Origin of the sequence: Actinoplanes sp. HUAS TT8, assembly GCF_051380535.1 — a bacterium.
Taxonomy (GTDB): domain Bacteria; phylum Actinomycetota; class Actinomycetes; order Mycobacteriales; family Micromonosporaceae; genus Actinoplanes.
On the sequence record NZ_CP195646.1, the window covers coordinates 913,507 to 927,454 of the forward strand.

The 13,948-nt window shown below is 71.8% G+C and carries 13 protein-coding genes; 8 read left to right on the plus strand and 5 right to left on the minus strand.

Going from position 1 to position 13,948, the window contains the following annotated elements:
- The first annotated feature begins 60 nt into the window (after positions 1–60).
- Complete coding sequence (gene lexA / locus ACSHV8_RS04075; RefSeq protein ID WP_436529502.1) at positions 61–690, plus strand: transcriptional repressor LexA; 630 nt, start codon at positions 61–63, stop codon at positions 688–690.
- A gap of 120 nt (positions 691–810) precedes the next feature.
- Here lexA and rhaI read toward each other — a convergent pair whose 3' ends face one another.
- A complete protein-coding gene (gene rhaI / locus ACSHV8_RS04080; protein ID WP_436529504.1) occupies positions 811–1,980 on the minus strand; it encodes an L-rhamnose isomerase in 1,170 nt (389 codons plus the stop codon).
- A gap of 370 nt (positions 1,981–2,350) precedes the next feature.
- Here rhaI and ACSHV8_RS04085 point away from each other — a divergent pair, with 370 nt between their 5' ends.
- The 7 genes from ACSHV8_RS04085 (at position 2,351) to ACSHV8_RS04115 (ending at position 9,528) form a co-directional block, all read left to right on the plus strand.
- Positions 2,351–3,511: an MFS transporter gene (locus ACSHV8_RS04085; RefSeq protein ID WP_436529506.1), complete on the plus strand. Its 1,161-nt coding sequence runs from the start codon at positions 2,351–2,353 to the stop codon at positions 3,509–3,511.
- 970 nt (positions 3,512–4,481) lie between these two features.
- Complete coding sequence (locus ACSHV8_RS04090) at positions 4,482–5,126, plus strand: DedA family protein (RefSeq protein WP_436529508.1); 645 nt, start codon at positions 4,482–4,484, stop codon at positions 5,124–5,126.
- Positions 5,127–5,299: 173 nt separating this feature from the next.
- Positions 5,300–5,602, plus strand: coding sequence for a hypothetical protein (locus tag ACSHV8_RS04095; RefSeq protein ID WP_436529510.1), 303 nt, complete (start codon positions 5,300–5,302; stop codon positions 5,600–5,602).
- Between the two features lie 247 nt (positions 5,603–5,849).
- Positions 5,850–6,992 carry a DegT/DnrJ/EryC1/StrS family aminotransferase gene (locus ACSHV8_RS04100; protein WP_436529512.1) on the plus strand — a complete coding sequence of 381 codons (1,143 nt, stop codon included), beginning with the start codon at positions 5,850–5,852 and terminating at the stop codon, positions 6,990–6,992.
- Complete coding sequence (locus ACSHV8_RS04105) at positions 6,989–7,648, plus strand: sugar transferase (protein ID WP_436529514.1); 660 nt, start codon at positions 6,989–6,991, stop codon at positions 7,646–7,648. The genes ACSHV8_RS04100 and ACSHV8_RS04105 overlap by 4 nt, the downstream gene beginning before the upstream one ends.
- A complete protein-coding gene (locus ACSHV8_RS04110; RefSeq protein ID WP_436529516.1) occupies positions 7,641–8,273 on the plus strand; it encodes an acetyltransferase in 633 nt (210 codons plus the stop codon). Before ACSHV8_RS04105 ends, ACSHV8_RS04110 begins: the two co-directional genes overlap by 8 nt.
- A 10-nt stretch (positions 8,274–8,283) precedes the next feature.
- A complete protein-coding gene (locus ACSHV8_RS04115) occupies positions 8,284–9,528 on the plus strand; it encodes a glycosyltransferase family 4 protein (RefSeq protein WP_436529518.1) in 1,245 nt (414 codons plus the stop codon).
- On the opposite strand, the gene ACSHV8_RS04120 is transcribed toward ACSHV8_RS04115, so the two are convergent.
- Genes ACSHV8_RS04120 through ACSHV8_RS04135 form a run of 4 tightly spaced genes read right to left on the minus strand, consistent with a single transcriptional unit; the run spans position 9,478 to position 13,944 of the window.
- On the minus strand, positions 9,478–10,668 hold the full coding sequence (locus ACSHV8_RS04120) for an O-antigen ligase family protein (protein WP_436529520.1): 1,191 nt from the start codon (positions 10,666–10,668) through the stop codon (positions 9,478–9,480). The two genes, ACSHV8_RS04115 and ACSHV8_RS04120, sit on opposite strands and share 51 nt — an antisense overlap.
- Entirely contained in the window at positions 10,665–11,954 is a 1,290-nt protein-coding gene (locus ACSHV8_RS04125; RefSeq protein ID WP_436529521.1) for a lipopolysaccharide biosynthesis protein, read from the minus strand. Before ACSHV8_RS04125 ends, ACSHV8_RS04120 begins: the two co-directional genes overlap by 4 nt.
- An 11-nt stretch (positions 11,955–11,965) precedes the next feature.
- Positions 11,966–12,940: a DegT/DnrJ/EryC1/StrS family aminotransferase gene (locus tag ACSHV8_RS04130; protein ID WP_436529523.1), complete on the minus strand. Its 975-nt coding sequence runs from the start codon at positions 12,938–12,940 to the stop codon at positions 11,966–11,968.
- Positions 12,937–13,944 carry a glycosyltransferase family 2 protein gene (locus tag ACSHV8_RS04135; protein WP_436529525.1) on the minus strand — a complete coding sequence of 336 codons (1,008 nt, stop codon included), beginning with the start codon at positions 13,942–13,944 and terminating at the stop codon, positions 12,937–12,939. The genes ACSHV8_RS04130 and ACSHV8_RS04135 overlap by 4 nt, the downstream gene beginning before the upstream one ends.
- Positions 13,945–13,948 lie beyond the last annotated feature (4 nt).

A 13,948-nucleotide genomic window follows, 5' to 3' on the forward strand; every position in this document is an offset into this window, starting at 1 on the left:
GAACGTGCGGTTCCGGTCACGATTCGTACATCTGATCTAATCATGGGGTAAGGTGCGGCCATGAGCGTCGATGTCGGGGACAGCGGATCGCAGCCGCGGATCACCGCGAAGCAGGAGCGCATTCTCGCGGTCATCCGCGATTCGGTGCGGGAGCGGGGCTTCCCGCCCACCGTGCGGGAGATCGGCGCGGCGGTCGGGCTCGTGTCGCCGTCGTCGGTCGCGCATCACCTCAAGGTCCTGGAGCGGCACGGGTTGCTGCGCCGGCAGCCGCACGGGTCGCGGGCGGTCGACGTCCGTGAGCCGGCCGTGTCCGATCCGGCGGTCACCATCCCGGTCCTCGGCCAGATCGCGGCCGGCGCCCCGATCCTCGCCGACGAGCACGTGCTCGACCACCTGACCGTCTCCACCGGCATGGTCGGTCACGGCAGCCTGTTCGCGCTGAACGTCAAGGGCGACTCGATGATCGAGGCCGCCATCTGCGACGGCGACGTGGTCGTGGTCCGCCAGCAGCCGGTCGCCGAGAACGGTGAGATCGTCGCCGCCATGATCGACGGCGAGGCCACGGTGAAGACCCTCCGCCTTCGCGGCGACCACATCGAGCTGGTCCCGCAGAACCCGGCCTACCCGGTCATCCCCGGCGACAACGCCACCATCCTCGGCAAGGTCGTCTCGGTCATCCGCCGCCTCTGACGACCCACCCCTCACCCCAGCCACCGGCCCCGGCCGGCACCCCGGAGGGCCGGCCGGTGGGGCGGAGGTTGTGACTGCGGCGGGCGGGCGCCGGCTCACCGCCGTACGGGAAAATCGGGTTCAGGCTCCCCAGCCGGCCTGGGTGCCGCCGATGCGCTCGGCGGAGATCTTCTCCAGGTAGCCGGAGCGGCGGAACGCGCCCATCGGGTCCGGGTCCAGGCCGTTCTCGGTTCGGAGGTCGGCGAGCAGCGGCCGCACGTCGGAGTTGAACGCGTCCATCAGCGCGGCGTTGGCGGCCAGGACGTCGCCGTCCCGCTGGGCCGCGCCGAGCGCCTCCCGGTCCACCAGCAGCGCCTTCGCGGTCGCCTCCTGGACGTTGAGCACGGACCGGATGATCGCCGGGATCTTGGCCTCGATGTTGTGGCACTGGTCGAGCATGAAGTTGATCCCGTAGGCCGGGTTCAGCGCGTCGCCCCGGACGATCTCGTACATGATCCGGAACAGCTGGAACGGGTCGGCCGCGCCGGCCATCAGGTCGTCGTCGGCGTAGAAGCGCGAGTTGAAGTCGAACGCGCCGAGCTTCCCCTGCCGCAGCAGGAACGCGACGATGAACTCGATGTTGGTCCCGGGCGCGTGGTGACCGGTATCGATCACGACCTGGGCCTTCGGGCCTAGTTCCAGGCAGTGCGCGTAGGCGGTGCCCCAGTCGGGCAGGTCGGTGGTGTAGAACGCGGGCTCGAACAGCTTGTACTCCACCAGCATGCGCTGGTCGTCGCCGAGCCGCCCGTAGACCTCGCGCAGGGCCGTCGCGAGCCGGTCCTGCCGGTCGCGAATATCGTCCTGACCAGGGTAGTTCGTGCCGTCGGAGAACCACAGCTTGATGTCGCGGGAGCCGGTCGCGTCCATCACGTCCACGCACTGCAGCAGGTGGTCGGTGGCCTTGCGGCGCACGCGCGGGTCGGGGTTGGTGACCGATCCGAGCTTGTAGTCCTCGTCCTGGAAGACGTTCGAGTTGACCGCGCCCAGCGTGACGCCCTGCTCCTGGGCGAATTCGGCCAGCTTGGTGAAGTCGTCGACCCGGTCCCACGGGATGTGCAGGGAGACCGTGGGGGCGATTCCGGTCAGGCGGTGGACGACGGCGGCGTCGGCGATCTTCTCGTACGGGTCGCGGGGCACGCCGGGCTGCGGGAAGACCTTGAATCGGGTGCCGGAGTTCGCGTACGCCCAGGAGGGGGTCTCGATGCGCTGGGCGCGCAGCGTCTCCTTGATCTGGTCCAGGGGGAGGCTCATCGGGCGGCCCGCTTTCTCGGTTCGTGAAACGTTTCAGGCACGGTTCAGGCTACGGACGCGGCTACTCACTCGTCAACAGTTGAAACGATCTGGCACTCCGGGAAACCGACCGGGCGGCCGGCCCCGACACTCCGGTAGGCTGCGAGACGTGACCCCTCAGGACGCCGTAGCCGCCGCGTACGCGGCCTGGGTCACGCCTGATCTCCCGCTCTACGGCCTCGACCACGATCGGGCCGACTTCGCTCCCTGAGTTGCCCGTCCGGCCGGTCTCCCCGCACGAACGCTCCGCGATCCAATGGTGTCGCGCCGGTGCGTCGTGTCCGGAACCGACCATGGTCCCCTGTTCGGAGCGAAGAGAACGAGAGAGCGCATGTCCGCACTCACGCAACTGTTGAGAACGCCGTACGTCGCCAGGCTTCTGATCGCGAGCCAGACGGGACGCCTGCCGATGGCGTCGGCCCCGCTGGCGCTGCTGCTCTTCGCCCGCGAGGCGCACAGCCTCGTCGTCGCCGGCCTGGTCGTCGGCGCGTACACCGCGGGGATGGCGGTCAGCGCGCCGATCCTGGCCCGGATCGTCGACCGCTGGCGGCAACCACCCGTGCTCTGGGCCTCGGCGGCGCTCTCCGGACTCGGGTTCCTGCTGGTCGCGGTCAGTGGGCACACGCTCGCGGCGACGGTGATCGGCGCGGTGCTGGGCGGCCTCGGCACGCCGCCGCTGGAGGCCTGCCTCCGCGCGCTCTGGCCGAATCTGGTCAGCCCGGACGCGGTCGCCGCGGCCTACTCGCTGGACATCGCCGTCCAGGAGATCATCTATGTCACGGGCCCTCTGGTAACCCTGCTCGCGGTGGCGATCGCCGGACCGCCCGCCGGACTCGTCGCCGCCGCGTTGCTGCAGCTCGCAGGCGTGGCCCTGTTCGCCTCGACGCCGGTCGTGCGGGTCTGGCGCGGCGTCGCGGCGACCCGGCACTGGGCCGGACCACTGCGCGTGGCCCGTTTCGTCGTGATCCTCCTCGGCGTCGTCTGCGCGGGCGCGGCGATCGGCAGCCTCCCGGTGGTCGTCACCGGCTACGCCGAGGCCGCCGGCAACCGCTCCCTGAGCGGCTGGCTCCTCGCCGGCCAGGCCGCCGGCGCGCTCATCGGCGGCCTCGCCTACATGCGCGTCCGCCCCGGCGGCCCGTGGCGGCTGCCGCTGGTCACCGCGATGCTGGCCGTCGGTTTTGTCCCGTTGCTCCTGGTTCCCGCGCCGGCCCCGATGGCGATCCTCCTCGCGATCGCCGGCATCTCCCTGCCGCCCGTCCTGACCGCGGTCTTCCTCACCGCCGACCGCCTCACCCCACCCGGCACCGCGGTCGAAGCATTCGCCTGGATCATCACCGCGTTCACCGTCGGCAGCGCCGCCGGCGCGGCCATCACCGGCCCGCTGGTCGGCGACTCCATCCGCGCCGGCTTCGCCTTCGCCCCGCTGGCCGGCCTCCTCGCGGTGGCCGCCATGTCCGCAGCCTCGTTCCCCCGCCGCCCGGCCCTGGTCTGACCCCTTTCAACCCCAAGATCAAATTCTTCATTGCCTCGGTCCGCAGTGGTCCCGATCGTCGCTCCCGCGGGGACCCTTCCGGGCTTCGCAGGCCGCTGGCGCGGCCAGAACGCAAAGCCCTCCAGGGCGACGTCCGCCGTTGGTCACGGTCAGAGCAAAAACCGCAAACCCGCCCCACTCCACCCCCAGCCCCGCCGCGCGGCCAGCTCTCGAGGTGTCTCGGGAGGACTGAGGCACCCCCGAAGCCCCAGCCGCGCGGCCGGAGCTGGTGCTCAGGGTTGTCTCGGGAGGGGCTGAGGCGCCCCGAGAGCCAGCCGCACGGCCCGAGCTGGTGCTCAGGGTCGTAACGGCGGGCCGGAGGCAGCCGTCAGCGCCAGCCGGCCACCGCGAGTCGCGCGGTGACCTGGTCCGGCGACAGACGCCGCGAAGGTGCTGCCACGTCGGGTGGCACGCGCCGGGAAGGTGCTCCCACGTCGGGTGGCACGCGCCGGGAAGGTGCTGCCACGTCGGGCGGCAAGCACCGCGTAGGTGCTGCCACGTCGGGCGCCGAACGCCGCGTAGGCGCTGCCACTCAAGGTCTGCAGCGGCCTCAGCCGGCTCGCGCAGCACTCAGCGCCAGCTGAAGCCCGAAAGCTGGCGTTGAGTGCTGTTCCCGGGGCTGGTGGCGACCGTGAGTGCCAGCTGGGCGTTGGTGGCTGGTGCTGGGGGCTGGGTTGGGGTGTGTGGGGGAGCCGTGGGTGCCAGCTGGGGGCTGAGGGGGCTGGGGCTGGTGGGACGGGTGGTGCGGGAGGGGCGGTTGGTTGCCGTACGGGAAAGGGGTGGGGTTGAGGGGTTGGGGTTGGGGTTGGGGGTGAGGGGCGGGTTGGCGGTGGGGAGGGCTGATTTGGGTGGGGGTCGTTCGGCGTATTCGTGGATGTCATGTCGGGGCTGCCCGGGGCTGCGAATGTCGGGGTAGCGGGAGGTGGCGATGGTGTCGCAGTACGTCGATCTGGTGGCCACCAGCCGCTGGGTGCTGGTGATCGTTCTGGCCGCGGCGATGTTCGACGTCGTGCTGCCGTTCATCCCCAGCGAGACGATCATCGTGGCGGTGAGTGTGGGGGTGGCCGAGGCCGGTCATCCGATGCTGATCTGGGTGATCCTCGCGGCGGCGAGCGGGGTGCTGGTCGGGGACGGGCTGGCGTATCTGGTCGGGCGCCGGAGCGGGCCCGCGGTGACCCGGCGCCTGCGGCGGAGCGGGCGTGGGGCGGCGATCCACGACTGGGTTCTGTCGGTGATGCGGCGACACGGGGCTCCGCTGATCGTTCTCGGACGGTATGTGCCGGGGGTGCGGTCGGCTACGGCGTTCACGGCCGGGGCGGTGGGGTATCCGGCTCGGCGGTATGCCGGGTTCACCCTGATCGGGGCGAGTGTCTGGGCGACCCAGAGTGCGCTGCTCGGCTACGCCGGTGGGGAAGTGTTCGCCAGTCGGCCGCTGCTGGGGTTCGCGGTGGCCTGGCTCGGTGCGGGCGTGGTGACCCTCGGCGCGATGCTGGTGCAGCGGCACGCGACCGCGGTGTGGGGTGCGCTGGCGCGGAGGGCAACCGGCAAGCGGTCACGGGCAGAGACCCGTCGCTGACCAGGCATCTGGCGGACGGGTATGTCGTCAACCCGTGCGGAGGCGCTTCGTTTGGTTGAGTGGTGGGCCGCATACCGGATGGTGACCCATTTATGGTGATATGGGGCGGAGGCGGCGGGAAAGGGATACCCCACCCCCGTGTCGGGTGGGGCGGGTGCGGCTAACGTTCCGGTGTGGCAAAGGGATCTCTGGCGGTGCTGGTCGGCATTCTCGTGCTCGCGTTGCACGTCGGTCTCGGGCTGTTCTCGGCGAACTGGTTGTGGAGCGACACCGACGACCCGCACCAGTGGATGTACTTCTACGGCACCGGCGGGGTCTGCATCGCGCCGGTCACCGCGACGATCGGGGCGGTGCTGTTCAACAACCCGCGATTCAAGATCATCGGGGCGGGGGCGCTGGCCGGGCTCGCGCTGGCCATGATCGGCGCCGTGGTGGCGTGGGGGGTCGGCTTCACCCCGTCCTGGGTGGCCGGCTGAGCGTCCGCCGAAGCCGGCCGCCGACGGTGAAAACACGGCGGCCGGAGGCGACCGGCCCCACCGGCGAGAACGGCGGCGGCGGACCTGATCGACGAGTGCAGCGGGGCCCCGGCCGGCGAGGACGGCGGTTTCGGCAGCGAGGCGGCGAGGCGGCGGAGTTCCGGATTCGGCAACCGGGGCGGGCTAGCATGGCGGACGTCGAGCCGAACGCATTCCCCCTGGTGCCGGTCCGTATGGGTGGTGGGGGATGCTTGCCGAGAATCGCGCCGTTCTGCTCTCCGGGCCCGACGTCGGGCCTCTGGAGCAGGAGTATGTTCTGGCCGCCCTGCGTTCCGGTTGGATCGCCCCGGCCGGCCCGGATCTCGACCTGTTCGAGCGTGAGATCGCCGACCGCACCGGTGTCCCGCACGCGGTCGCCGTCACCTCCGGGACCGCCGCGCTGCACCTGGCCCTGCTCGGGGTGGGCGCCGGCCCGGGTGACGTCGTCGTGGTGCCGACCCTGACGTTCGTGGCGACGGCGAACGCAGTCGTCTACACCGGGGCCACTCCGGTCTTCGCCGACTGTGATCCGGCCACCGGCAATCTCGACCCCGGACTGCTCGACGAGTTGCTGGGCGAGTTGAGCGCCGAGGGCACGCCGGTCCGGGCGGTCCTGACCGTGGACCTTTACGGGTCGTGCGCGGACTACGAGCGGATCCTGCCGATCTGCGAACGGTACGGCGTCCCGGTCGTCGAGGACGCCGCCGAGTCGCTCGGTGCCACCCGTGGGAGCCGGGCGGCCGGCTCGTTCGGGCGGGCGGCGGCGCTGTCGTTCAACGGCAACAAGATCATGACGACCTCGGGCGGGGGGATGCTGCTGACCCGGGACGGGGATCTGGCCGTACGCGCACGGTATCTGGCCGGTCAGGCGCGGTTGCCGGTCGAGCACTACGAGCACTCGGAGATCGGCTACAACTACCGCCTGAGCAATGTTCTGGCCGCGCTCGGCCGGGCCCAGCTGCTCCGGCTGGACGAGATGATCGAAAAACGGCGGCGCGTACGGGACGTGTACGCGAAAGTCTTCGCCCACGTCGACGGTGTGACCCTTCCGGGCGGCGACGACCCGGCCGCGAACTGCTGGCTCACCGCCGTCGTGGCCGACCCCGGCCGGACCGGCTGGCACGTCCGTGACCTGGCCGCGCATCTGGCCGCCGGGGGTGTGGAGACGCGTCCGATCTTCAAGCCGATGCATCTGCAGCCGGTTTTCGCGGGCGCCCGGACGGCCCTGAGCGGCGCCGCCGAGCACCTGTTCCGCAACGGCCTGGTCCTGCCCAGCGGCTCGGCCCTCACCGACAGCGAGGTTCAGCGGGTGCACGATGCCATCGCCGAGTTCGTGGAGGATCACCGGTGAGGCGCCGGACCACCGACGCCGTGCAGCGGGCGATCGACATCGCGGTCGCCGGCACCGGTCTGGTCGTTCTCGCGCCGGTCATCCCGGTGGTCGCCGCCGCGGTGGCGGTCGGGGTGGGTCGTCCGGTGATGTTCCGTCAGCGGCGGCCGGGGCTGCACGGGCGGCCGTTCACCCTGATCAAGTTCCGTTCGATGCGGGACGTGGACGAGCGGCGGGGTCTGGTCACCGACGCCGACCGGCTCACCCGGGTGGGCCGGGTGGTGCGCGCGTTCAGCCTGGACGAGTTGCCGACCCTGTGGAACGTCTTCCGCGGGGAGATGAGCCTGATCGGGCCGCGGCCGCTGCTCATGCACTATCTCGACCTGTACACGCCGGAGCAGGCCCGTCGCCATGACGTCCGGCCCGGGATCACCGGGCTCGCGCAGGTCAGCGGCCGGAATGCCCTGGACTGGGACGAGCGCCTGGCGGTCGACGTCTGGTACGTGGACCACCGCTCGATCGGCCTGAACCTGAAGATCTTCGCGCGGACGTTCCTGGTCCTGCTACGCCGGACCGGCATCACCGCCCCCGGCGAGGAGACGATGCACCTGTTCACCGGCTCGGTGAAGAGTGGGCCGGCGAGGGGCGTGCAGGTGATGGGCACGGACGGTGCCTGAGCCGATCGTCGTCGTCGGCTGCGGGGGCCACGGCCGGGAGATCTTCGGGATCATCGCCGCGGTCAACGACGCCGGCGGCGCCTGGAAGGTTCTCGGTTTCCTGGACGACGCCCCGGCCGAGCCGAACCTGCGTGGCCTGGACCGCCTCGGCACGGCCTGGCTGGGCCCGAATGCCCTGCTGGCCGACCTCGACACGGCGTTCGTCATCGGTATCGGCGACCCGCGGATCCGCGCCCGGGTCGCCGCCGAGCTGGATCCGCTCGGCCGCCCGGCGGCCCGGCTGGTCCACCCGGCGGCCACCGTCGGCTTGGACAGCGAGCTGGCCGGCGGGGTGGTGCTGTTCGCCGGTGCCCGGATCACCACGAACGTGACGCTGGGCCGGCACGTGCACGTGAATCAGAACGCGACGGTCGGGCATGACGCCGTGCTGGCCGATTTCGTCCAGGTCAACCCGCAGGCGGCGGTCTCCGGTGGGTGCCGGATCGGCCGGGAGGTGCTGGTCGGGACGAACGCCGCGATCCTGCAGGGCCGGACCGTGGGGGACAGTTCGACGGTGGGCGCGGGCGCCTGCGTGGTCCGCGAGGTGCCCGCCGGAAGGACCGTGAAGGGCGTTCCCGCCGCGTAGAGTGCATTTAGTGCGAATTACGTATATACATCAGTATTTCAAGACGCCGGGGATGGCCGGTGGCACACGGTCGTACGAGTTCGCCCGGCGCCTGGTCGAGCGCGGCCACGAGGTCCACGTGATCACCGGTGACCCGTCCGGTCACCACACGCGCACCAGCACCGAGGCCGGCGTCGTGGTGCACTGGTTGCCCGTTCCCTACGACAACGCCATGTCGTACCGTCGCCGCCTCTGGGCCTTTCTCGGTTTTGTCGGCCGAGCGTCGGTCGAGGCCGGTCGCCTGCGGCACGACCTGGTCTTCGCGACCAGCACGCCGCTGACCGTGGCCGTTCCCGGTGCCTACGCGGCCTGGCGCCGGCACGTCCCGATGGTGTTCGAGGTCCGTGACCTGTGGCCGGAGGTGCCGATTGCGATGGGCGCGCTGCGCTCGCCGGCCATGCGCTGGGCCGCCCGCCGGCTGGAGGCGTGGGCCTACCACCGCTCGGCGCACGTCGTCGCGCTCTCCCAGGGGATGGCCGACAGCATCCGGCGGCGGTTCCCGCAGGTGCCGGTCACCGTGGTGCCGAACAGCTCCGATCGGGCGCTGTTCGGGAACGCCGACCGGGCCGGGGCCGCGCTGCGCCGATCCCTGCCCTGGCTGCAGGACCGGCCGCTGATCCTCTACGCCGGCACCCTCGGGGTGGTCAACGGCGTCGACTACCTGGTCCGGGCGGCGGCTCATCTTTCACAAACCGATCCAGAGGTACGGATCCTGATCCTGGGCGACGGACGTATGCGGGAACAGCTCCGGAGCCTCGCCGGCGAACTGGGCGTGCTGGACCGCAACCTGTTCCTGCTCGGGCCGGTCGCCAAGGCCGAGGTGCCGGCCTACTTCGCGGCCTGCGACCTGGCCGTGGGACTGACCATCAACCGTCCCGAGCTGGGCAGCGACGCGTCGAACAAGCTGTTCGACGCGTTCGCGGCCGGACGGCCGGTCGCGGTCAACCACGGCGGGTGGATCGCCGGTCTGATCGCCGGGGCCGGGGCCGGGGTGCTGCTGCCGCCGGACGACCCGGCGGGCGCGGCCCGGGTGGCGGCCGCGTTCCTGCGCGACCCGGCGGCGGGCGCGGCGGCCCGGGCGGCGTCGGCCACGCTGGCCCGCGACCGCTTCGACCGCGACCGGCTGTTCCAGGATTTTGAGAGGGTCCTGATGAACGCGGCCGGGTCAGTGGGAGATCGGGATCCGCGCCCGCGCCGGGTGCACAGCCGCGAGTAACAGCAGGATCCACATCAGCCGGGCGTCGTAGTAGTCACCGGAGAACAGCGACGTCCCCCCGATGAAGATCCCGCAGTAGGCCGCCGTCCGCGCCTCCAGCCCCCGCTCGGCCACCGGCAGCCCGACGTACGCGTGCCACAGGATCAGCCACGCCCCGACCAGCAGCAGCAGCCCGACCGCCCCGCCCTCGGCGGCCACCGACAGGGGCAGGTTGTGCACGTACAGGTCGGGGTCGAGGCCACTGACCGAGTTGAAGCCGTTCAGTCCGGTCCCCAGCAGCGGATGCTGCATGAAGATCCGCAACGCCATCCGGAACAGCACGTCACGGTCGGACGCGTAGCCCTGCCCGACGGTCGCCTGGACGAACCGCTGCTGCACGAACCCGGCGATCACCGGCCCGCCGACGACACCCACGGCGAGGCCGACCACGACGAGCAGGCCGAGCGGCTTGCCGACCCGTTCCAGGTCGATCCTCGGCCGGATGGCGAGCAGCGCGATCACGATGGTGATGCCGAGCGCGACGAGACCACCCCGGGAGCCGGAGGCGATCGCGCCGAACAGGAACGCCGGGATCGGCACCAGCCAGATCAGTTTCTCGCCGTGGCGCAGGTACAGGTAGAGCGAGGTGATCACGCCGAGGATCATCAGGCGGACGAAGACGTTCGGGCCGCCGCCCAGGGCCGACCACCGGCCGTTGGCCTGCCGGCCCAGCCCGGCCGCGGCGGCCAGGAAGTAGACCCAGGCGGCGATGTGGAACAGCGTCAGGGTCGTCGCGGTCACCCGGTCGCGGTCCCAGGCGGCCAGGTTGAAGTAGACGACGAGCAGTCCGGCGATCGCGCACAGGTCGCCCAGCATCGGTCCGGTGACCGCCCCGGGCGGCGTCCACAGCACGGAGATCCCCTGGTAGCCGAGCAGGGCCAGGATGCCGATCAGGGCGTGGCCGCCCTCGGCGGGCTGATGCCCGGCGTGATGCGACTCCAGGGCCAGGCTCAGGATCAGAGCGAAGAACAACGGTACGCGTACGTCGTTGACCACCGGGATGTCCACGCCGGCGCGGGTCAGGGTGAACCGGCCGGCCAGCGCGACCACGAACGCGAGCACGACGACCAGTCCGGGCCGGACGGCGGGCGGCGCGATCATGGGCGGGGCAGCCGGACCGCGTACGCGGCCAGCCCGACCGCGTCGAACCCGAGCGCCGTGGCCGCCGCGGCCAGTCCCAGCACCGCGGCGTAGGCCGGCGCCAGGAACACCGTGCCGATCGCGGTCACCACGATCTCCAGGGCCAGGCACCCGAGCAGCAGCCGGCTCATGAACTTCGGTTCCAGCAGCGTGTCCATGGTGGGCCGGGCCGCGTAGAACATGGCGAGGGGGATCGCCGCGAACACCCCGAGCCGCAGCATCGGGATGGCACCGGTGAACTCGTCGCCGAGGAACCCGTGCACCAGCAGCGGCGCGAACAGGAAGATCACCAGCGTGGGCACCGCGGCCAGCACCCCGGCGACCACCGGCAGCACGGTGAGCAGCTGACGCACGACCGCGTCCTCGCCGGCCCGGTGGAACAGGCGGCTGAGCCGGGGCAGCAGCACCGGTGTGAGCATCGCGAACAGCGAGCAGATGAGCGTGACGGCCGACGTGACGAACCCGACGTAGCCGGCCTCCGGGTGACCGGGCATGGTGACCGCCACGGCGAAGGTGGGGAACGTGTACAGCGTGGGCAGCGCCACCTCACCGGGCATGCGACGTATGCCGTACGCGATAAGCGTCTTGAGGTTCGGCTCTTGATCCTCGGTCGGGAAAGCCGGGCGCCGGCGGACGACCAGGGTGCCCCAGACGCCGACCGCGGCGGCGCCGATCCCCTGGATGACCAGGAACTCCTCGATGCCGTCGGCCGAGACGAACGCGACCAGCGGGATCAGCCCGAGTCCGAGCCCGGAGATCAGGTTCGAGTCGACGACCTGGTGATTGCCGCGCAGCGCGGCCAGCCCGCAGGTGCACAGGCAGTTGCCGCCCAGCATGATCATGATGGCGGCGATCGCGTCCCGCCCGCCGTCGAGTCCGAGCCGCCCGGCGATCCACGTCCCGGCGCCGACGCCGGTCAGTCCGACGACCGTGACCAGGGCGGCCTCGACGTAGAGGGCGTGCCGCGCGAGCAGTCGCGTGGTGTGCTCGGTGCGCGGGAGATAGCGTTGCAGGCCCAGTCCGAGTCCGAGCATCAGCGCGGGCTGGAACGAGCTGACCGTGCCCCGCGCGATCTGGTAGTAGGCGAATCCGGACACGCTGCCCCGCCGCGCGACCAGGTGGAACAGGAACAGCCCGGTGCCCAGCACGAACCACTGGACGAGCAGGGTGGAGACATAGTCGCGCCGCACCGCTGCGGGCACGCTCCGCAGCAGTGAGGTCAGGCCCAGGCGTTCACCGGTGGGCATGCAGTCGGCAGTCAGACATGGCCCTTCGCCTTCAGCCTCTCGAACAGCCGCAGGGCGCGATGCACGTCGGCCGGCCGCAGGCTGCTCCGGATCGGCAGGGTGACCAGGTGATTCGCGGCCCACTCGGCGTTCGGGCAGGACCCCTTCACATACTGCGAGCGAGGCATGCGGGAGCGTCCGCCGAGCTCGACGCCGGCCTCGGCCGCCTCGCGCAGCACGGACTCCTTGCCGAAGACCGGCACCGGCAGACACAGCGGGACCGCGTCCGGGCCGGGCCGCGGGTGGTGCCGCACCCCGATCCGGTCCAGGCCTTTCTCGTACGCGGTCAGGACCTTGCGGCGTACGCCGAGGTCGCGCCGGGCCGCCGCGATCCGGCCCGGGAGCCGCAGCAGCGCGGTCCGGCTCATCCGGCGGCCGTAGTCGGTGCTCGCGGCCGGCCCGCGGCAGCGCCCCCGCCACCGCGACGGCACGGCCAGGTCGGCGGCGATCAGCAGCGCCGTCGTCAGCTCCCGATCCACCGGCGGATCGGCGTAGAGCGGATACCGGGTCTGCATCTCGGCGGCCAGCGCCGGATCGTGGACCACGGCCGCCCCGCCGGAGCCGGCCACCACCGGCTCGCCCCAGCCGTAGGAGTAGATCGCGGCCACCCCGGCCGTCCCGGCCTCGATCGAGCCCGGCCCGATGTGCGAGCAGTCCTCGACGACCGGGACCCCGGGCACGTCGGTGCGCGCCGGATAGCCGAACGTGTGCTGCGCGATCACGGCCCGGGTACGGGCGGTGACGTGCACGACCGGGTCGACCGGGCTCAGCGTCACCCGGTCGATGTCGGCCCAGACCGGCGTGACCCCGAGCCGCAGCAGCGGGTCGACCACGGCCGCGCGGGTGTAGGCGGGCACCACGACCTCGTCCCCGGCCGACACGTGCAGGGCCCGCAGCGTCGCGTGCAGCGCCACCCGCCCCCGGTCGTAGTGCAGGATCGTGCTCATCCGCGCCGCGCCGCCGGGTCGAGCACGCCCCAGATCGAGCCGATCCCGTAGGCGACGTGCGTGGTCGCGAAGACGATCGGGAGGGTCACCAGCAGCGCCGGGTCGCGGTGGCGCCAGGCCAGGCGGCCGGCCGAGGCCAGCGCGGCGGCGCCGTAGAGGCCGACGATCCCGGCCGCCGCCCAGCGCGCGTAACGGCTCTTCGGGGCCGCCGCGGCCGAGCCGCCGAGCAGGACGACGAAGCCGACCGGTACGACGTTGCGGAACGACCCGATCCAGCGGCCGACCGACCGGGACGCCCGGAACGGCCAGTACCCGGCCTCGAACGTCCACGCGCAGAACTCGCGGAAGTCGCTGCGCGCGTAGTACGTACTGCTGATGTCCGGCAGCAGCAGGACCTTGCCGCCCGCGGCCCGCAGGCGCTGGTTGAACTCGCGGTCCTGGGCGCTGGCCAGCTGCTCGTCGAAGACGCCGACCCGGTCGAACACCGTGCGCCGGTAGCAGCCGCCGTAGACGGTGTCGACCCACTGCGGGCCGCCGGCGCCGGTCCGGTACCGGGCGCCGCCCGCGCCGAACATGTCCGTGGTGGAGACCGCGATGGCCCGGCCCAGCGCGGTGTCGTCGCGCGGCAGCGGCCGCCGGATCCCGCCGACGTTGTCCGCCTCCGGGTTGCGCAGCAGCCCGTGCACGCACTTGAGCAGGTAGTCCGGCTCGTACTCGGCGTGCACGTCGAGCCGGACGACCACGTCGCCGCGGGCCTCGGCGATGCCCCGGTTCAGCGCGGCCGGTTTGCTGTGCCCGGGATTGTCGAGCAGCCGCAGATTCGGCTCGCGCAGCGCGTGATCGCGGACGATCGCGCGGGTGCCGTCGTCGCTCATCCCGTCGACCAGCAGGATCTCGACCCGGTCGGCCGGATAGGTCTGCGCCTTCACCGAGTCCAGGAAGGCGGAGACGAACCGGGCCTCGTTCCAGCACGGGATGACGATCGAGACGTAGGGCAGTTCCATCAGG